Consider the following 18,933-nt stretch of genomic DNA (forward strand, 5'->3'; position numbering starts at 1 on the left):
TCTGCTGAGGGGGCGCCATGCGGATCTGTGTTCTCAACGATGCGTCTTCGTCTGTCGGGCTGGAGCAGCGCTGTGGTGCGGCCCGCGAGGCGGGCTGCGATTACGTGGTGATGGCGGCGCCGTTCGCGCGCGATGCGCAGGGGCGCTTGATCGAACCGGCGGCCGGTGCGGACGCACAAGACGGCCGTCTGCGCGAGACGGCGCAGGCAGCGCATCGTGCGGGTGTGACGTTGCTGATCGATGTGCGCCTGGATGAAATCGGCGGCGCCAGCGCGGTGGTGCGCGATAACCCGCAGTGGTTTCGTGCGCGCAGCACGGCAGTACCTGACCCACGCCAGCCGCGTGCCACGCCGGAGGTCGCCGAGGCGCGCTTTGCCTACGCGCAGGAAGGTGCGGCGTTGGTGGAATGGTGGAGCGCGCGCCTGCTGGAGTGGGTGGGGCAGGGCGTGGGCGGCTTTCGGCTGCTGCAGCCGCATCAGGTGCCGGCACAGCGCTGGCGCGAGCTGATCGCACGTGTGCATGCGCAGGCACCGGAGGTGGTGTTTGCAGCGTGGACCCCTGGCCTGGGCCTGGACGCCTTGCAGCAGTTGTCCGGTGCCGGTTTCGATGCGGCGTTTTCGTCGCTGGCGTGGTGGGACGGGCGCGGCAGCTGGTTCTTCGATGAAGACACGGCGCTGCGTGCGTTGGCGTCGCAGGTCGTTGCGGTGCTCGATGCGCCCGATGGCAAGCGTGCGGCTTCGCCCGAGCAGCACTGGCAGCTGGCGCGTGCCCTGGGTGGGGCGTGGTTGCTCGACGAAGCGCATCTGGAGACCTTGCCGCCTCCGATCAGCGTGTCTGACGGCCTGCCGACCAGCCACGCCGGCCTGCGGCTGCGTCCGCTGCTGCGCGAATCCACCGGCCTGACCGCCGTTGCGGTGGAGCCACTGGGCGGTCTGCCCACCTTGCTATTGATCAATGGCGACACCCGGCATGTGGTGCCGGTTCCGGCATCGGACCTGTTGCGACTGCTGGGCGATGCCGAGGCGCTGCTGGCCGAGGATGGCCGCACCTTGTCCGGCGCAACGCTCGACGCACTGGAACCCGGCGAAGTGCGGGTCTATCGCAGCGTGCCGGCACGGCATGTGCTGGCGGTGCCGCGGATGCGCCCGCGTGCGCAGACCGCGGCCACCTGGCCACGGGTGTGCATCGAGTCGGTGACGCCGTCGGTCGACAACGGTCGCTTTCCGGTTAAGCGCACCGTGGGCGACCGCATCTGCGTGGAAGCCGATGCCTTCTGCGACGGGCACGACCGTATCGCAGTCGCGGTGCTGTGGCGGCCGGCCGATGCCAAGACCTGGTCCATTGCGCCAATGCGCGCGCTGGGCAACGATCGCTGGCGCGCGGAGTTTCCGCTCGAGCGCATCGGCACCTACGAATTCCGTGTCGAAGGCTGGCGCGATGTATTCGCCACCCTGCATGCGGATCTGGAAAAGAAGCGTGCGGCCAACACGGTGCTGCCGGTAGACGTGCAGGAGGCGGTGGCCGTGGTGCAGGCCGCGCACGCACGCAGCAGCGGTGCGTTGGCCGAGCGCCTGCAGGCCATCCTCACCCGCATCGGTGCGCAGCGCGAGCCGTTGCAGCAGTTGGCCATCGTGCTGGAGCCGGACACCGCGCAGGCGATGGCGCTGGCCGACGACAAGCCGTTCCGCTCCGAGACACCGGTGACCTACCGGGTGGAATCCGAGCGGCGCGCGGCGCATTTTGCCAGCTGGTACGAACTGTTTCCGCGCTCGCAAAGCGGTGACCCGCAGCGGCACGGCACCTTCGACGATGTGATCGGGCGGCTGGCGCATATCCGCGCGATGAATTTCGATGTGCTGTACATGCCACCGATTCATCCGATCGGGTTGAACAACCGCAAGGGTCGCAACAACTCGGTCACCGCGGTCGATGGCGAGCCGGGCAGCCCGTATGCGATCGGTGCCACCGATGGCGGCCACACCGAGGTGCATGCCGAGCTCGGTGGGCTGGACGGGTTTCGTCGCCTGATCCAGGCCGCGCGTGCGCATGGGCTGGAAGTGGCGCTGGACTTCGCCATCCAATGCGCGCCGGATCATCCGTGGTTGAAGGACCACAAGGACTGGTTCACCTGGCGTGCGGATGGCTCCATCCCGTATGCGGAAAATCCGCCGAAGAAATACCAGGACATCGTCAACGTCGATTTCTACGCCAGCGGCGCGGTACCGGACCTGTGGAACACGCTGCGCGATGCGGTGCTGTTCTGGGTCAATGAAGGCATCACCCTGTTCCGCGTGGACAACCCGCATACCAAGCCGTTCCCGTTCTGGGAGTGGCTGATTGCCGACGTCCGCGGGCGCCGGCCGGACGTGGTGTTCCTGTCGGAGGCCTTCACCCGGCCGAAGATGATGTACCGGCTGGCCAAGTGCGGCTTTTCGCAGTCGTATACCTACTTCACCTGGCGCAACCACAAGCACGAGCTGCAGGAGTATGTGGAAGAGTTGAACCAGGGCGTGCCACGCGAGTGCTTCCGCCCGCACTTCTTCGTCAATACACCGGACATCAATCCGCTGTTCCTGCAGACCAGCGGGCGCAACGGGCACCTGATCCGCACCGCGCTGGCAACCACGTTGTCGGGGCTGTGGGGCATGTACCAGGGCTTCGAGCTATGCGAGGCCACGCCGCTGGCGCCGGGCAAGGAAGAGTATCTGGACTCGGAGAAGTTCCAGCTGCGTGCCTGGCCCGAGCGCGTGCCCGGCGACATCGTCGACGAGATCACCCGCTTCAACCAGCTGCGGCGCATGCACCCGGAATTGCAGTCGCATCTGGGCACGCGTTTCTATCAGGCGCACAACGATCAGGTGCTGTACTTCGGCAAGTTCCTGGACGCCGGTTACCTGTCTCGCAGCCGCAGCATGGTGCTGGTGGCGATCAACCTGGACCCGCAGGCGGGCCAGGACGCGGATATCGAAATCCCGTTGTGGGAGCTGGGCCTGCCCGATCACGCCACCGTTGCCGTGGAAGATCTGTGGGAAGGGCACCGCTTCGAGTGGCAAGGCAAATACCAGCACATCCGTGTAGAGGCAACGCGACCGTTCGCGTTATGGCGCATCCGCGCAGGAGAGGTCGCATGAATGCAGTTCCCGCTTTACAAGCCGACGCAGAACAGTCGGCGGTGGTCGCCGACCAGCTCTGGTACAAGGACGCGATCATCTACCAGGTGCACGTCAAGTCGTTCTTCGACTCCAACGACGATGGCATCGGGGATTTTCCGGGCCTGATCTCCAAGCTGGACTACATCGCCGAGCTGGGCGTGGACACCATCTGGTTGCTGCCGTTCTACCCCAGCCCGCGCCGCGACGACGGCTACGACATCGCCGAATACATGGCGGTGCATCCGGACTACGGCAGCATCGAAGATTTCGAGCAGCTGGTGGCGCAGGCGCATGCGCGCGGCATCCGCATCGTCACCGAGCTGGTGATCAACCACACCTCCGATCAGCACCCGTGGTTCCAGCGCGCACGCAATGCACCGGCCGGCTCGCCCGAGCGCGACTTCTACGTATGGTCCGATACCGACCAGGAATACGAAGGCACGCGGATCATCTTTTGCGATACCGAAAAGTCCAACTGGACCTGGGACCCGGTGGCCGGGCAGTACTTCTGGCATCGCTTCTACTCGCATCAGCCGGACCTGAACTTCGACAACCCCGCGGTGCTGGAAGCGGTGCTGGAGGTGATGCGCTTCTGGCTGGACCGCGGCGTGGATGGCTTGCGTCTGGACGCGGTGCCGTACCTGATCGAGCGTTCGGGCACTTCCAACGAAAACCTCCCCGAGACCCACGCCATCCTGCGCAAGATCCGCGCCACCCTGGATGCCGAATACCCGGACCGCATGCTGCTGGCCGAAGCCAACATGTGGCCGGAAGATACGCAGCAATACTTCGGCCAGAACGCCGACGAATGCCATATGGCATTCCACTTTCCGCTGATGCCGCGCATGTACATGGCGATCGCGCGCGAAGACCGCTTCCCGATCACCGACATCATGCGCCAGACCCCGGAGATTCCGGAGAGCTGCCAGTGGGCAATCTTCCTGCGCAACCACGATGAGTTGACGCTCGAAATGGTCACCGATTCGGAGCGCGATTATCTGTGGCAGACCTATGCCTCCGATCGCCGCGCCCGCATCAACCTCGGCATCCGTCGCCGTCTGGCGCCGCTGCTGGAGCGCGACCGTCGCCGCATCGAATTGATGACCTCCCTGTTGCTGACCATGCCCGGCACGCCGGTGCTGTATTACGGCGACGAGATCGGCATGGGCGACAACATTCATCTGGGCGATCGCGACGGTGTGCGCACGCCGATGCAGTGGTCGATCGATCGCAACGGCGGTTTCTCGCGCGCCGACCCGGCGCAGCTGGTGTTGCCGCCGGTGATGGACCCGCTGTACGGCTTCCAGGCCGTCAATGTGGAAGCGCAGATCCGCGACCAGCATTCGCTACTGACCTGGACCCGCCGCGTGCTCAGCGTGCGCAAGCGCTACCGGGCCTTCGGTCGCGGCACGCTGCGCTTTTTGTACCCGGGCAACCGCCGCATGCTGGCCTACCTGCGCTGCCATCAGGACGAAACCGTGCTGTGCGTGGCCAACCTGTCGCATACGTTGCAGGCGGTGGAGCTGGATCTGTCCGAGTTCGAAGGCCGCGTACCGGTGGACATCATCGGCGGCGGCAGCTTCCCGCCGATCGGCCGGCTGACCTACCTGCTCACGGTGCCGCCGTTCGGTTTCTACGCGTTCCAGCTGGTCAGCGAAGGCACCTTGCCGGACTGGCACGTGCCTAGCCCGGTGCCATTGCCGGATTACCGCACGCTGGTATTGCGCAGCGACACCGACGAAAGCAATGCATTGCTGCCGCATCTGCCCACCTTGGAAGGCGAAATCCTGCCGGCGTGGCTGTCGGCGCGGCGCTGGTTCTCGGCCAAGGATCAGGCGCTGCGCAGCGTGCGCATTTCGCGCCGCACACCGCTGCCGGGCGATGAGCCGATGAGCCTGCTGGAGCTGGACGTGGAGCTGGAAGACGGCCACCACGCCTCGTACATGCTGCCGATCGGCATCGTGTGGGAGCGCGACCAGCCCAGCACCCTGGCCGAGCAGCTGGCCCTGGCGCGCGTGCGGCAAGGCCGCGAGGTGGGCTATCTCACCGACGCGTTTGCCCTCAAGCCGATGGTACGTGGGGTGATCGACGCCTTGCGGACCGATGCGACGCTGGACTTCTGCGATGGCGACGATCCCTCGCAGCAAGGCCAGGTGCGATTCGAAGCCACGCCCGCGCTGGCCAGGCTGGAAATCCCGGCCGATCCGGACATTCGCTGGTTGTCGGCCGAACAAAGCAACAGCTCGCTGGTGGTCGCCGACAAGGCGGTGTTCAAGCTGCTGCGGCATGTTGCGATCGGTGCGAACCCGGAGATCGAAATCGGCCGCCGCCTGACCGAGCTGGGCTACGCCAATGCGGCGCCGCTGCTGGGCAGCGTCAGCCGCGTCGACGGGCAGGGCACTGTGACCACGATTGCATTGCTGCAGGGCTTCATCCGCAATCAGGGCGATGCCTGGCGCTGGACGCTGGACCATCTGGCGCGCAGTTTCGACGAATACGCCACCGCGCAAACCGACGAGTCGCGTGCCGAAGCCATCGCCGGCTATGACGCGTTTGCGGCGGTGGTCGGCAAGCGCCTGGCGGAATTGCACGAAGCGCTGTCGCGGCAGACAGACGATGCGGACTTTGCGCCGCAGCGGATCGATCTGCCCACCGCCAACGATGTGGTGGCCGGTGTGGCGCGGCAGGTCGAAGAGATGTGGGAGATGGTCAACGCGCGCTTGTCCGGCAGCGAAGAACCGGGCGAGCGCGAGGCACTGGAAGCGGTGCTCGCAGAGCGCCCGCAGCTGGATGCCCTGCTCGCCCAGGCGCCGAGCGTGCTGGCCGATTCCTTGCTGACCCGCGTGCATGGCGATTTCCACCTGGGCCAGATCCTGGTGGCCTTCGACGATGTGGTGCTGATCGATTTCGAAGGCGAGCCGGCCAGGCCGCTGTCCGAACGGCGCGCCAAGGCCAGCCCGCTACGTGATGTGGCCGGCTTCCTGCGCTCGCTCGATTACGCCAGCGAAGTGTCGGCACGTGGCGAAGAAGGTACCGCCGCACGCGCGGGCGTTGGGGTGGACACGCATCTGGATGAATTTCTGGTGCAGTTCCGCCGGCGCTCCACACAAGCCTTCCTGGACGCTTACCATGCCGTGCTCGACGCCAGCGCCCATCCGTGGATTGCGCCGGCGGCGTTCAACGCGGCCACCTTGCTGTTCCTGGTGGAGAAGGCCTGTTACGAAGTGCGCTACGAAGCGGCCAATCGCCCGGGCTGGTTGATGGTGCCGATCGAAGGTTTGCGACGCATCCTGCAACGCGCACGTGCCGGTGCAGGAGACACATGATGAGTGGAGTGATGACAGCAGTGACCAATCGATGGGATCCCGGCGTGGTACGCGCCCTGGCCGAAGCACGCCATGGCGACGCCTTCGCTGTACTGGGCGCGCACCCGACCGACGCAGGGCGGGTGTTGCGCACCTACCTGCCGGGCGCCGAGCGGGTGAGCGCCGTCCTGGATGACGGGCAGACGATCGCCCTGGAGGCTGGCCCGGAAGCCGGCTTGTTTGCCGGTGAATTGCCGGCGCAGGGTGCGTATCGGCTGCGCATCGGCTGGCCCGGCGGCGAGCAGGACACTGCCGACCCGTATGCGTTCGGGCCGCAACTCAGCGACTTCGACCTGCACCTGATCAGCGAAGGCCACCACCTGCAGCTGGCCGATGCACTGGGCGCGAACGTGGTGGAGGTGGACGGCGTGCGCGGTACGCGCTTTGCGGTGTGGGCACCCAATGCCTCGCGCGTGGCGGTGGTGGGCGATTTCAACAGCTGGGACGCACGCCGCCATCCGATGCGGCTGCGGCACCAGTCCGGCGTGTGGGAGCTGTTCGTGCCCGACGTCGGCCCTGGCGCGCATTACAAGTACCAGTTGCGCGGCCCGCATGGCCATGAGCTGCCGGCCAAGGCGGACCCGGTCGCGCGTCGCGCCGAGCTGGCGCCGGGCACCGCCTCGATCGTGGCCGATCCCACCCCGCATCAGTGGAGCGATGACGGCTGGATGGCCACGCGCGCGCGCCGCCAGGCGCACGACGCACCGATGAGCATCTACGAGATCCATGCCGGTTCCTGGTTGCGCGAGGAAGGCGTGGACCTGGACTGGGATGGCCTGGCCGACCGCCTGATCCCATACGTGGCGGACATGGGCTTCACCCACGTCGAGCTGATGCCGGTGACCGAGCATCCGTTCGGCGGCTCGTGGGGCTACCAGCCGCTGGGCCTGTTCGCGCCGACCGCGCGCTTCGGCTCGCCGGATGGTTTTGCCCGTTTCGTCGATCGCTGCCACCGCGAAGGCATCGGCGTGATCGTCGACTGGGTGCCGGCGCACTTTCCCACCGACGCGCACGGCCTGGCGCACTTCGACGGCACCGCGCTGTACGAACATGCCGACCCGCGCGAGGGCTTCCATCGCGACTGGAATACGCTGATCTACAACCACGGGCGGCGCGAGGTGTCCGGGTTCCTGATCGCCAGTGCGCTGGAGTTCCTGCAACGCTTCCACGTCGACGGCCTGCGCGTGGATGCGGTGGCGTCGATGCTGTACCGCGACTACAGCCGCAATGCCGGCGAGTGGGTGCCCAATATCCATGGCGGGCGCGAGAACTACGAGACCATCGCCTTCCTGCGCCGGCTCAACGAGGTGGTGCGCGAGCACACCCCGGGTGCGGTGATGATTGCCGAGGAATCCACCGCGTTTCCCGGCGTCACTGCCGATGTGGCGCATGGCGGCCTGGGCTTCCACTACAAGTGGAACATGGGCTGGATGCACGACACCCTGCATTACGCCGCACTGGATCCGATCTACCGCCGTTACCACCACAGCGAGCTGACCTTCAGCATGGTCTATGCGTATTCGGAGCGCTTCGTGCTGCCGATCTCGCACGACGAAGTGGTGCACGGCAAGGGCTCGTTACTGGGGCGGATGCCGGGCGACGACTGGCAGCGCTTCGCCAACCTGCGCGCCTACCTGGGTTTCATGTTCACCCACCCGGGGCGCAAGTTACTGTTCATGGGCTGCGAATTCGGCCAGCCCACCGAGTGGAACCACGACGGCGGCATCCCCTGGCACCTGCTCGACGACCCACGCCACCGCGGTGTGCAGACCCTGGTGCGTGACTTGAACAGGCTGTATGTCGAATACCCCGCGCTGCACGCGCAGGATGACGATCCGGCCGGGTTTGCGTGGGTGGTGGGCGATGATGCGGCCAATAGCGTGGTGGCGTTCCTGCGCAGGGGCAAACGCGGCGATGCCCCGGTATTGGTGGTGATCAACTTCACCCCGGTGGTGCAGCACGGCTACCGCATTGGCGCGCCGCAGGGCGGCCAATGGCGCGAAGTGTTCAACAGCGATGCCGGCATCTACGGTGGTGCCAATCTTGGCAACGGCGGTGTGGTGACTGCCGAGCATCAATCCATGCATGGGCATGCGCAATCGTTGCCGCTGCTGCTGCCGCCGCTGGGCGTCATCGTGCTCACGCCGCACGGCTGATGCACCGCACACAGCGCCGGACCGCTGGTCCGGCGCTGTGGCACCTGCTAGATTGCGCGCCTTGGAGCGGCCAACACCTTGCTGCGTGCGCCACTGGGCGGCACAGCAAGGTTGTCATCCGCGAATCAGGTGGCCCGGGGAGGGCTGCCGGGCACAGCCGCCGCCATGCCTTCCGTCGACCGCTTGTACGGGAGTGTGTGCGTGGGCGTCTTGATTGCTGTTGTTGCTTCGCTGGTTGAGTCCTCTATCCATGCCGTGCGCATCGCTGGGTGCGCGCATGCACCCATGTGGCCTGCACGTTCACCGTGTGTCGGCGCGCAAGGTGTCGGCACGCGGCCTGTGCAGCTCGGTGCGCTGGTGCCGTTTTCCGCTTCGACGCAGGCGCAGGCATGAGCGGCCTGTTGACACTGTGCTATCTGCTCACCGCTGCGACGTCGGCGCTCGGGTTCTACATGGCAACAAGGCATCAGCGCCTGTGGCCGCAGCGCCGGCTGTCCGTGCGCGCACTACGCATCGGCGCCAGCGCATTGCTGCTGCTGTCGCTGGGCTGCGCCACGCAAGCGTTGGGCACCTGGGCCGGCATCTTCGCCGCGGCGACGGCGCTGATGCTGGCGGCGGTGGCGCTGCCGTCTCTGGATGCCTGGCAGCAGGCGCGTGCGCAACGCAGGCAGGTGCGCCATGGGGGCTAGGTGGCTGGCTGCAGTGGTGCTGGGCCTGCCGCTTGCGGTGGGCGTGGTCGGCCTGTGCGCCTTGTTGCTGCCGGGGCCGCAGCAAAGCTACACGCTGGCATGGTTGCTGCTGATGTTTCCGGTATGGATCGGTGCGATGGCCTTGCCGTTCGTGTTCCGTAGCGCATCGCGTGCCTGGGTCGCACTCGGTGGGCTGACGCTGCTGTGCTACCTCGCGCTTGCAGGCATCAAGGCAGTGGGCTGGATGGAGCCGGGCGCATGAAAGCATCGACCTTGCGCGCGTTTCTGTCGGTCCACAGCTGGATGGGTCTGTTGGCCGGCATGGCCTTGTTCATCGCCTTCTATGCCGGCGCGATCACCGTGTTCACCCATGAGCTCAGCGCCTGGCAGGCTGCGCCGGTGGTTGCGGACAAGGCGCCTGCCGAGCCGGTTGCCGCTGCGCAGACCTTGCTGGACACGGTCATCGCCACACACCCGCAGGTGGCCGAATCGTTCCTGCTGCTGTTGCCCGGCGAGCACGGGCCGATACCGCGCTTGTACTGGTATGGCGCGCAGGCCGATGCCAGCGGTGGCATGCGTCAGTACCAGGCCGCGCCGGACGGCGGCCTGCTGGAGCTGCCGCAGCGTGTGGGCTTTGCCGATTTTCTCTACGACCTGCACTTCACCGCCGGCCTGCCACGCGTTTTCGGCACCTATCTGTTCGGTGTGGTGAGCGTGCTGTACGGGCTGGCGCTGGTCAGCGGCGTGGTGCTGTATGCGCCGGTGTTCTTCAAGGACCTGTTCGCACTGCGCATCGGCGCCAACCTCAAGCGCCTGTGGCAGGACGCGCACAATCTGGTGGGCATGCTGTCGCTGCCGTTCCATGTGATCTTTGCCTGGTCCGGCGCGGTGCTGTGCCTGGGCGTGTTGCTGCTGGCGCCGTTCCAGTTCCTGGTGTTCGACGGCAAGCTGATGCAGATCCTGGAGCCGGATTTCGAGCTCGCACCGCATGTGGCGCCGGCCAGACGCGCTGCACCGCTGCTGCCGATCGCAACCCTGCTGGACGCTTCGCGCGCGGCCAGCCCGGGCTTTGTGCCGGAGTCTCTGGCCTTCCACGATGCCGGCGACGCCAATGCGTGGGTGGAGGTCTATGGCCATCACGACCAACGCCGGCTCAACACGCTGGGCGGTGTGGCGCTGGACGCCACCACGGGCCAGGTGCTGCGCGTGCTGGCACCGGCCACCATGTCGCCAGGCACCGCTGCGTTACGCGGCCTGCAGGCGTTGCACTTCGGCAACTTCGGGCATACGCCGGTACGCTGGCTGTACTTCCTGCTCGGCCTGGGCGGTGCCTTCCTGTTCTACAGCGGCAACCTGCTGTGGATCGAAACCCGGCGCAAGCGCCGCCAACCCGCGCAGCCACGCCGCACCCATGCGATGGCGCGGCTCACGGTCGGTGTCTGTCTGGGCAGCGTGGCCGGCATCTCGGCGTTGTTCATCGCGGCGCGTTTGTTGCCGGCCGGACAGGAGGGTTACGTCTATTACGCGGTCTTTGCGGCCGTATTGGTGTGGGCGCTGATCCGCCCCACCGCCCGGGGTGCGCACGAGGTGCTGCTGGTCTGCGCAGGTCTGACGGCGCTGATTCCGCTGGCCAGCTGTGTTTCCGCGCGCGGCCTGGTACTGCCATGGCAGGACGCCACGGTACTCGGCGTGGACCTGATTGCGCTGGTGTTGGCATGGACATACTGGCAATTGGCGCGTGCAAGCAAACGGCGCGGACTGCAGGGCGATCCCAACAGCGTCTGGGCCTGGAAAGCGCGTGCACCGCACTGAGGCTATGCCCTGAGTCGACTGATACCCGGCACGCCACGGTGCGGGCGGCAGCTGCCATGGCGGGGTTGGGCTGCTGGAGGTGCTGCCGCCTCGACTCCGTAGCACGTTGACGCGAGGGCATCACCCGGCAGTGCATCCTCATCGCCCGCCACCCTCACCCATAACCGATGACGGCTTCAGCCTTACGCATTGGCCTGATCTCCGACACGCACGGCGTGCTGCGGCCCGAGGCGGTGGCTGCATTGCAGGGCTGCGCGACGATCATCCATGCCGGCGATGTGGGCAAGCCGGAGATCCTCACCGCCCTGCAGGCACTGGCACCGCTGCATGTGATCGCCGGCAATATCGACAACAAGCCCTGGGCAGCGCAGCTTCCGGAAACGCTGGACCTGTTGATCGCAGGCGTGCGGATCCATGTGCTGCACGATCTCAAAACGCTGGCAGCGGATGTTGCTGCAGATGTGATCATCAGCGGGCATTCGCACAAGCCATCGATACGGACGCACGACGGTGTGCTGTACATCAATCCCGGTAGCGCCGGTCCCCGTCGCTTCAGCTTGCCGATCAGCATTGGCACGCTGTGGCTGGGTGATGGCCCGCCGCGTGCGGCATTGCAGGTGTTCCAATCGCATTGATTCCATGGGCGACTGCAATAGAGTGGCGATTGGCGAGCCCTGGCAGCACGCGCACGTTCCGCCGGCCTGCCGCTGTGCTATCCGAAGATGCTGTGCTTGCGCAGGCGCAAGCAACGGTCTGCGACCCAAGCGCAACCTTGCCAGCTAATTCGATGCCGCTGGAAATCCCGGTCGCTAGTGTGGCGGGCGCTGCCATGCGATGGTAATACCATCGACTCTCGGGGTGATCGATGCGCAGTCTGATCAAGCTATTGAAACGTCTTGTGCTGGTATGCGGGATCGTCGCAGCAGCGGGTGTGCATCTGTGGATGGTCTTGGGACTACAGCAACGCCTTGATGCCATCGTCAGCATGCACGAACAATTGCAGCGCAGTGGACTTGGGCAGGTCACGTCCTTGCGCGGGATACCGCAAACCTGCGGGAAAAACGATTACTTTTTCGGAGACATGTACTACTTGTACGCTGTCGATGTGGCGAATATTCCGGACGCGTTCTGGCAAGGTCGCGCGGCGCGCGGGATTTGGCACCGAGGTCCTGACACGTATGATGAATTTGATGTATTTAAATTCGAAATGCCGCCAGATGACCTCCAGGGGTGTCCTGTCGCACCTGGAATAAATTCGTCGCGCTTTTTCTTCACCTTGGTGCCGAACCCAGCGGATGATCTTGGTCCGAACACTCCAGCTTCTTCAAAGGCAATCAACGTCATGGCCTATGACACCGAGACGTCAAGGCTTTACTGGGTATACCAGCGTTTCTCCGGTTTTCCGTAGCACGCCAGGTTTGGAATCCATTCCCTAGTCGGTGAGGGTTGATGGCGGAGATGGATTTATCTAAGGAAAAATCATCGGTTGCCCGCGTAAGAAGCCCTGGCAGACGACGCGATCAGGAGCCTGTCTTCGATCTGCTGACAAACCACACTGTGCCTGATGGAGATTGTCTCAGTTGTCGGTTGAAAGCTCACGGGGGCGTTGCTCAGATCCTTCCGGGAGCGTGTTATGAATGTTGAAAGAGCGTTGCTGTATTTCCCAGCATGGGGATCCTGAAGATACCGACATGCAAGCTAACCAAGGTTTCAGGCAGTCGCTCGTAGTCGCGTAGCAGTCGTCTGAAACGACTGACCCATCCCAGGTGGTGCTCGACAAACCCACAAGCGCGGCCCAAGACAACGCCTTCCTTGCTTGGGTTCTTGCAGCTTGGTCACATGCAATTCGAGGCCATCGTCCTTTGCCGCCCGCGCTCGCGCCGGCTCCTGGCCGGTCTGGCCCTTGCCGGCTTGGCTCTAGGGAATCAGCAACGGCCGCAGCGCAGGTAGCTGCTGCGCCAGTTCGTCGGCCATGATCGCAGCAAACAGGTCCGCTCCGTCCGGGCCGAGATGCGTGTAGTCGAATGCGAGTTTGGCCTGGCCCATCGGCTCGGCGCTGGCGTTGTCCTGCGCGGTGGCAGCGGCGTTGGTGGTGGGCGCGTTCTTCGACGGCGAGGTGGACGCGGTAGATGGCGCAACCGTCTGCGCCGGCGTCTTGCCGATGGTGGTCCCCGCTTGCGCGGCAAGCACCTGCGCAGGGTCGGCCGGGCGCTGCGCCAGGCGCATTGCCAGCACCGGGCCCATGCCCTGCACCAGGGCGCGGCTGCGCGCGTGCAGATCGATCAGCGGCACCTGCAGTTCGCGCGCCACCGCACGCGTGGCCTCCGCCCAGGGGCCCAGGTCGTCCAGCAACTGGCCGCGTTCGAACTGCCGGCGCGTCAACGGCGTCACCAGCACCGGCACGGCGCCGGCAGCACGCGCCTCGGCAACATAGCGGCGCAGGTTGGCGGGAAACTCGGTCGCCAGGTCGGTCGAACGCCCTGGCTTGCCGGGCTGGTCGTTGTGGCCGAACTGGATCAGCACCACCACCTGCTGGTAACCACCGCTGCGCAACTCCTTGAGGGCGATGCCCCACGATCCTTCGGCGCGATAGTTCGAGGTGCTGCGCCCCCCGCGTGCCAGGTTCACGCAACTCAGGAACGAGGTCACATGCTGCGCGCAGAAACTCGGCCCCCAACCACCCTGCACGGCGGTGGTGGAGTCGCCCACCAGCACGATCTTGCTGGCGGCAAACGCGGCTGCCGCGGCAGGTGCGTTGTTTCTTGAGGTATCGGTGGTGGATGCCGGAGACGCGCGCGGCGTGTCGACCAGCGCGGCAGCGGCGGCATCAGCGAACGGAAGGCATGCCACTGCCAGCGCAGTCAGCAGCAGCGATGAAACAACGCAGTCACAACGCATGGATCACCTCAAGATCGAATCAACACTGCTGCAAGATCGAATAGACGCTGCTGCGCAGCGCAGCCAGGGCGCGGTCGGTGCCTGGACCGGCATGTATCACCGACTCCCTGCGTTTCAACGCACAACCTCCTCATGCGAGTGGCGACCATCCGGCACGTCCATTGGTTTTCGCAGAACAGACGTGGTCAGAACGTCCCGCGCTGGATGAAGGGGGCTTGTTGGTAGAGCCGTCGTTCGCCGCCGCGCGGGTCGTTTGCCAGCCGGCTCGGCACATCGAACAACAGCGTCTCGCGACGTTCCAGCGAATACGGCTTCCAGCGCGGCAGGCCGCGCTGATTGGGGTCGCCGTGGCGCGCAAACGCGAGCAAGGCAGCGCTCATCTGCTCGGCCATCTGCTGCGCCGCGGGGCCATCGCCGGTGCGTGAGCCGGGCTGGGCAATGGTGTCGAACACCAGCGGAATATCCAGGGTGTGGAAGGCGCCGAACTTGCCGCCATCCAGTGGCGATCCCCAATCCAGCTGGTACACCCACGTCGGTGCGCCCTGGCGTGCGCGCGCTTGGGCCTCTTCGACCGCGCCGCGCCACGAGCGGCCGGCGGTGGTGGCGGCAAAGAACACCTCCGACGGCGAATAGTGCGGATACAGGCGGCGGTATTCGGCGATCACCACCTGCGGCAACAGATCCACGTATTGCTGCGCTTCCAGCTTGGCGGGCAAGGTGTCCCAGGTCAGCGCGAAGTTGGCCGCATCATTGCCGAGAAACGCGCGCGTCTCGTCGCGGGTGTTGCCGATCACCATCGGAATCGTCGCCGACTGCAGCGGTGCGTCAGGCCAGAACGGATGCACCGGCACATTGCGCGCATCCAGCACCGGGCCGAAGTACAGCGCGCTGTTTTCCACCCGCGACGGGTCGCGCACCTGCGCGGCAGCCAACAGCTGCGCCACCGGCACGCTGCGCAGGCGCGCCAGATCGGCTGGCGCAATTTTCAATGCGTCCAGCAGCAGCTGCGCGCGCTGGGTGGCCGCGCGCGGCCCTGCCACGGTGACCTGTTGCCCGCTCATGGTCCAGGCGCGGTGGAACAGGCCGCGCGCGGCGGGCATGGCCATCAGCGTGGCGATCTTGGCGCCGCCGCCGGACTGGCCGAACACGGTGACATTGCCGGCATCGCCACCGAATTCGCCCGCATGCTGGCGCACCCACTGCAAGGCCTGGATCAGGTCCAGCTGCCCGGCATTGCCGGAGTCGGCGAAGCTGGCGTCGCCCAGCTGCGCCAGCGACAGGTAACCGAACAGGTTGAGCCGGTGATTGACGGTGATTACCACCACATCGCCGCGCTTGCACAGGCGCACGCCATCGTAGAGCGGGTCGCTACCGGAGCCGGTGGTGTAGCCGCCACCGTGGATATAGAACAGGATCGGGCGCTTGCCGCCATCGCGCAGGCCGGGCGTCCACACGTTGAGGAACAGGCAGTCCTCGCTGGTGGGTTCGCTGGCCTTGGGCTGCGGTGCAGCGGCGCCGAAAGCGCTGGCATCGCGCACGCCCTGCCAGGGCGTTTCCGGCACCGGCGCCTGAAAGCGCCGCGCCGCGGTGTCGCCGCCGTACGGAATGCCCTTGAACACGCAGATACCTTGATCGCGATAACCGCGCAGTGCGCCGCCACGCACGTGTGCCAGCGGCGTACTGTCGTCGCGCGCAGGGGCTGCTGCGGCCGCGCCTGGGAAACCCGGCAGCGCAGCTGCAGCGGTGGCAAGCAAGCCGCCCCGCAGCAGCGTGCGTCGGCGCACGTCGGGCGTGGATGGCACGGTCATCGCGCCGCGTCCTGCGCGGTAGCCGGTGCCTTGCCGAGGTGCGCAATCCATGCCTGTGCCAGCCGCGGCCACGCCGCCACGGTCAACCCGCTGGTGGCCGCTGTGCCGAAACCGTGCCCGCCCTGCGGAAAGACATGCAGTTCGCTAGGGACGCCGGCGCGCAGCAGCGCGTCGTGCATCAGCAGGCTGTTACGTACCGACACCACGGTGTCGTCCTGCGCATGCAGCAAGAACGTCGGCGGCGTGCGCGCATCCACGTGCCGTTGCGGCGAATACGCGCCGACCTGCGCAGCGCTGGGCGCCTTGCCGAGCAGGCGCTCGCGCGAACCCAGATGCGCATTGGCGCTGTCCATGTCGATCACCGGGTAGATCAGCAGCGCGAAGTCCGGCCGTGCGCTCAATGCATCGGCGGCGTCCTGCGCCGGGTACACCTGCGCGGCATAACGCGTGGCCAGGCTGGCGGCGACGTGGCCGCCAGCCGAAAAGCCCATCACCCCGACCCGCTGCGGATCGATGCCGTAGCGGCCCGCATTGGCGCGGATCAGCCGCAGCGCGCGCTGCGCATCGGCCAGCGGCACGTCGGCGCCGTGCGGGTGGCCCTCGCCGGGCAGCCGGTAGCGCAGCACGAACAAGGTGATGCCGGCCTGGTCGACGAAGCTTGGCAGCAGGGCGCTGCCTTCGTTGTCCAGCACGATGCGTTGGTAGCCGCCGCCGGGCGTGACCAGCAGCGCGGTGCCGTTGGGCCGCTTGGGGCGGTAGACCACCAAGTAGGGCTGGCTGATGTTCTGGATGTAGCGGTCGGGCAGGGCGTCATCGCTGTTGCGGTCCACGATGCGCTGCGGCTGCGGCAATGGGGTGTCCCCCGGTGCCATCGCCTGCGGCCACAGCGGGATCCGGCTGGCCTGCTCGGCAGCAGTGTCGGCGCTGGCGCGCTCTGCCGACCAGGCCGTCCCACTGGCCATTGCCAGGACGGCCAGGGTCGTGGCCAGGCAGCGGCGCAGGGCCCGCACCGCCAGGTTTCCAAGGTGTTTCTGGCGTGTCTGCTGCATCTACCCCTCCCAGGGCCACTTCGGTATCGCGGTCACAATGTCGCACTGCACATTGCCAATGACACCGGTTTACCATATACAGCACACCGTGCCGCTGTCGATTGGCAGTGCAACAAAACACCTATCAGGGAGACACCCTTGAGCAACGACGCCGCCACCCCGCCAACGTCCACATCCACGCTGTCCGACATCGCCCAGCGCTTTGTGGAGGCACGCCGTGCAGGGGCCTCGCTTCCCGACTTTCCCGGGCAAATTCCCGTCGATCTGGTCACTGCCTACCAGGTGCAGGACATCGCCATCAGCCAGTGGCACGACCACGTGGTTGGCTGGAAGGTGGGGTATATCGCCGCCGAGCGCCGCGATGCCTCCGGCGACGAGCGTCTGCTCGGCCCGATCTTCTCTCAGAAGCTCTGGAATGCTACCGGTGGAACAACCGAGTTTCCGATCTATGTCGGCGGCTTCGGCGCAGTGGAGGCGGAGTATGTGCTTCGGCTGGAGGCCGATGCGCCGGGCGACAAGATCGACTACACGCCAGATGAGGCTGCTGCGTTGCCGGCCACGCTGTTCATCGGCGTGGAGATCGCCAGCAGCCCGCTGGCGACCATCAACAAGCTGGGCCCGCGTGTGGTGATTTCGGATTTCGGCAACAACAACGGGCTGATCCTGGGGCCGGAAGTCACCGATTGGCTGGGCCGCGAGGAAACCGCGCTGACCGCCGAAACACTGATCGACGACCAGGTGGTGGGCACCGGCGGCGCCACCACGCTGCCGGGCGGATTGCGCGCGGCCTACGCATTCGCGCTCAGCCGTTCGGCCCGGCGCGGGCGTCCGCTCAAGCGCGGTGATCTCATTGCCACGGGCAATGCCACCGGTATCCATGACATTGAAGTGGGACAGCGTGCCCTGATTCGCTTCGCCGGCATCGGCGACATTTCCTGTACGGCTGTGTCCGCCAAGTAACGGTGGACCCGGTGACCAGACGCTTGGGAGGGCGCCAATGATCACTCGCAGACATTTCCTCGGTGCCGGGCTCGGCGCCGCCGCGGCCGGCCCCTGGCTGGGTGCCGGCGCCACCACGCCGATTCCCGGCGGGCAGCTGCTGACCGCCACCGACGTGCACGTCGGCGACTACCCCACCGTGGAAGCGGTGCGCTGGTTCGGCAAGCAGCTCGAAGCGCGTACCAATGGCCGGCTCAAGCTGCGCCAGTACCACTCCGGCCAGCTGGGTCGCGAGTCGGAGGCGATCGACATGGCGCGCTTTGGCGCCATCGACATCACCCGCGTGTATTCGGGTGCGTTGAACAACACCTTCCCGCTCACCCAGGCGCTGTGCCTGCCGTACGTGTTCGACTCGGTGCCGCATCTGCGCCGCGTCATCGACGGCCATGTCGGCGACAGCATCCTGCGCAGCTTCGAACAGCGCGATCTGGTGGGCCTGGCGATCTATGACTCCGGTGCGCGCTGCTTCTACAACACCAAGCACCCGCTGCACCGCCCGGAAGATCTCAAGGGTCTGAAACTGCGCGTGGCCTCGTCGGACATCTTCCTCAAGCTGATGCGCATGCTGGGCGCCAACCCCACTCCGATGTCGCTGGGCGAGACGTTTTCGGCGATGGAAACGCACATGATCGACGGTGCGGAAAACAATATGCGCAGCTTCCAGTCCAGCCGGCATTTCGAGGCGGCGCATTACTGGTCGCAGAGCGAGCACTCCTACGCGCCGGACATCCTGGTGATCTCGCGCAAGAGCTTCGAATCGCTGAGCCCGGCCGATCGCGGCCTGGTGGTGGAACTGGCGCGTGCGTCGGTGCCGGTGATGCGCCAGTTGTGGGATGCGTCTGAAACGGTCGCGCGCAAGCAGGTGATCGATTACGGCGTGAAGCTCAACCAGGTCGACATGCCGGCGTTCCGCGCCGCCGCCGCACCGCTGCTGGCCGAGTACCGCAAGCAGCCGGAGATCGAAGCGCTGTACCGCCGCATCCGCGATTTCGCATAGAGGTATCC

General features: G+C 66.1%; 13 protein-coding genes. 10 read left to right on the forward strand and 3 right to left on the reverse strand.

The window, feature by feature from the left end:
* Window positions 1-17: 17 nt before the first annotated feature.
* The 8 genes from FHY19_RS14115 to FHY19_RS14150 all read left to right on the forward strand — a co-directional run bounded on the left by FHY19_RS14115 (window position 18) and on the right by FHY19_RS14150 (window position 12,582).
* On the forward strand, window positions 18-3,131 hold the full coding sequence (locus FHY19_RS14115; protein ID WP_259166796.1) for a maltotransferase domain-containing protein: 3,114 nt from the start codon (window positions 18-20) through the stop codon (window positions 3,129-3,131).
* Window positions 3,128-6,478: a maltose alpha-D-glucosyltransferase gene (gene treS / locus FHY19_RS14120; protein WP_259166798.1), complete on the forward strand. Its 3,351-nt coding sequence runs from the start codon at window positions 3,128-3,130 to the stop codon at window positions 6,476-6,478. The genes FHY19_RS14115 and treS overlap by 4 nt, the downstream gene beginning before the upstream one ends.
* Window positions 6,479-6,489: 11 nt before the next feature.
* Window positions 6,490-8,673, forward strand: a complete 2,184-nt coding sequence (glgB, locus tag FHY19_RS14125) for a 1,4-alpha-glucan branching protein GlgB (RefSeq protein WP_259166799.1) — start codon at window positions 6,490-6,492, stop codon at window positions 8,671-8,673.
* A 389-nt stretch (window positions 8,674-9,062) separates the two neighbouring features.
* Window positions 9,063-9,362 (forward strand): hypothetical protein, encoded by a 300-nt coding sequence (locus FHY19_RS14130; protein ID WP_259159653.1) that lies wholly within the window; start codon window positions 9,063-9,065, stop codon window positions 9,360-9,362.
* Window positions 9,352-9,624, forward strand: a complete 273-nt coding sequence (locus FHY19_RS14135) for a hypothetical protein (RefSeq protein WP_259166800.1) — start codon at window positions 9,352-9,354, stop codon at window positions 9,622-9,624. Before FHY19_RS14130 ends, FHY19_RS14135 begins: the two co-directional genes overlap by 11 nt.
* Complete coding sequence (locus tag FHY19_RS14140; RefSeq protein ID WP_259166801.1) at window positions 9,621-11,174, forward strand: PepSY-associated TM helix domain-containing protein; 1,554 nt, start codon at window positions 9,621-9,623, stop codon at window positions 11,172-11,174. The genes FHY19_RS14135 and FHY19_RS14140 overlap by 4 nt, the downstream gene beginning before the upstream one ends.
* A 167-nt stretch (window positions 11,175-11,341) precedes the next feature.
* Window positions 11,342-11,809, forward strand: coding sequence for a metallophosphoesterase family protein (locus FHY19_RS14145; RefSeq protein WP_259159648.1), 468 nt, complete (start codon window positions 11,342-11,344; stop codon window positions 11,807-11,809).
* 230 nt (window positions 11,810-12,039) lie between these two features.
* Window positions 12,040-12,582, forward strand: a complete 543-nt coding sequence (locus FHY19_RS14150; protein ID WP_259166802.1) for a hypothetical protein — start codon at window positions 12,040-12,042, stop codon at window positions 12,580-12,582.
* Between the two features lie 509 nt (window positions 12,583-13,091).
* Here FHY19_RS14150 and FHY19_RS14155 read toward each other — a convergent pair.
* The 3 genes from FHY19_RS14155 to FHY19_RS14165 all read right to left on the reverse strand — a co-directional run bounded on the left by FHY19_RS14155 (window position 13,092) and on the right by FHY19_RS14165 (window position 16,929).
* On the reverse strand, window positions 13,092-14,072 hold the full coding sequence (locus tag FHY19_RS14155) for a rhamnogalacturonan acetylesterase (protein ID WP_259166803.1): 981 nt from the start codon (window positions 14,070-14,072) through the stop codon (window positions 13,092-13,094).
* Between the two features lie 185 nt (window positions 14,073-14,257).
* Entirely contained in the window at window positions 14,258-15,880 is a 1,623-nt protein-coding gene (locus FHY19_RS14160; RefSeq protein WP_259166805.1) for a carboxylesterase/lipase family protein, read from the reverse strand.
* A complete protein-coding gene (locus FHY19_RS14165) occupies window positions 15,877-16,929 on the reverse strand; it encodes an alpha/beta hydrolase (RefSeq protein WP_259166806.1) in 1,053 nt (350 codons plus the stop codon). Before FHY19_RS14165 ends, FHY19_RS14160 begins: the two co-directional genes overlap by 4 nt.
* 138 nt (window positions 16,930-17,067) lie before the next feature.
* Between FHY19_RS14165 and FHY19_RS14170 the strand changes: the two genes are divergently transcribed.
* Together FHY19_RS14170 and FHY19_RS14175 are read left to right on the forward strand one after the other, a co-directional pair.
* Window positions 17,068-17,889 (forward strand): 2-keto-4-pentenoate hydratase, encoded by an 822-nt coding sequence (locus FHY19_RS14170; protein ID WP_259166807.1) that lies wholly within the window; start codon window positions 17,068-17,070, stop codon window positions 17,887-17,889.
* A gap of 37 nt (window positions 17,890-17,926) precedes the next feature.
* Window positions 17,927-18,925, forward strand: coding sequence for a TRAP transporter substrate-binding protein (locus FHY19_RS14175; protein ID WP_259159635.1), 999 nt, complete (start codon window positions 17,927-17,929; stop codon window positions 18,923-18,925).
* Window positions 18,926-18,933 lie beyond the last annotated feature (8 nt).

It is taken from the genome of Xanthomonas sp. 4461 (genome assembly GCF_024806475.1).
Lineage (GTDB): Bacteria > Pseudomonadota > Gammaproteobacteria > Xanthomonadales > Xanthomonadaceae > Xanthomonas > Xanthomonas arboricola_F.

Excerpts from the sequence above, each read along its gene's own strand:
- FHY19_RS14155 (WP_259166803.1), bottom strand. The coding sequence starts at position 14,072 with ATGCGTTGTGACTGCGTTGTTTCATCGCTGCTGCTGACTGCGCTGGCA.
- FHY19_RS14130 (WP_259159653.1), top strand. The coding sequence starts at position 9,063 with ATGAGCGGCCTGTTGACACTGTGCTATCTGCTCACCGCTGCGACGTCG.
- FHY19_RS14165 (WP_259166806.1), bottom strand. The coding sequence starts at position 16,929 with ATGCAGCAGACACGCCAGAAACACCTTGGAAACCTGGCGGTGCGGGCC.
- FHY19_RS14160 (WP_259166805.1), bottom strand. The coding sequence starts at position 15,880 with ATGACCGTGCCATCCACGCCCGACGTGCGCCGACGCACGCTGCTGCGG.
- glgB (WP_259166799.1), top strand. The coding sequence starts at position 6,490 with ATGACAGCAGTGACCAATCGATGGGATCCCGGCGTGGTACGCGCCCTG.
- FHY19_RS14145 (WP_259159648.1), top strand. The coding sequence starts at position 11,342 with ATGACGGCTTCAGCCTTACGCATTGGCCTGATCTCCGACACGCACGGC.
- treS (WP_259166798.1), top strand. The coding sequence starts at position 3,128 with ATGAATGCAGTTCCCGCTTTACAAGCCGACGCAGAACAGTCGGCGGTG.
- FHY19_RS14150 (WP_259166802.1), top strand. The coding sequence starts at position 12,040 with ATGCGCAGTCTGATCAAGCTATTGAAACGTCTTGTGCTGGTATGCGGG.
- FHY19_RS14140 (WP_259166801.1), top strand. The coding sequence starts at position 9,621 with ATGAAAGCATCGACCTTGCGCGCGTTTCTGTCGGTCCACAGCTGGATG.
- FHY19_RS14135 (WP_259166800.1), top strand. The coding sequence starts at position 9,352 with ATGGGGGCTAGGTGGCTGGCTGCAGTGGTGCTGGGCCTGCCGCTTGCG.
- FHY19_RS14115 (WP_259166796.1), top strand. The coding sequence starts at position 18 with ATGCGGATCTGTGTTCTCAACGATGCGTCTTCGTCTGTCGGGCTGGAG.
- FHY19_RS14175 (WP_259159635.1), top strand. The coding sequence starts at position 17,927 with ATGATCACTCGCAGACATTTCCTCGGTGCCGGGCTCGGCGCCGCCGCG.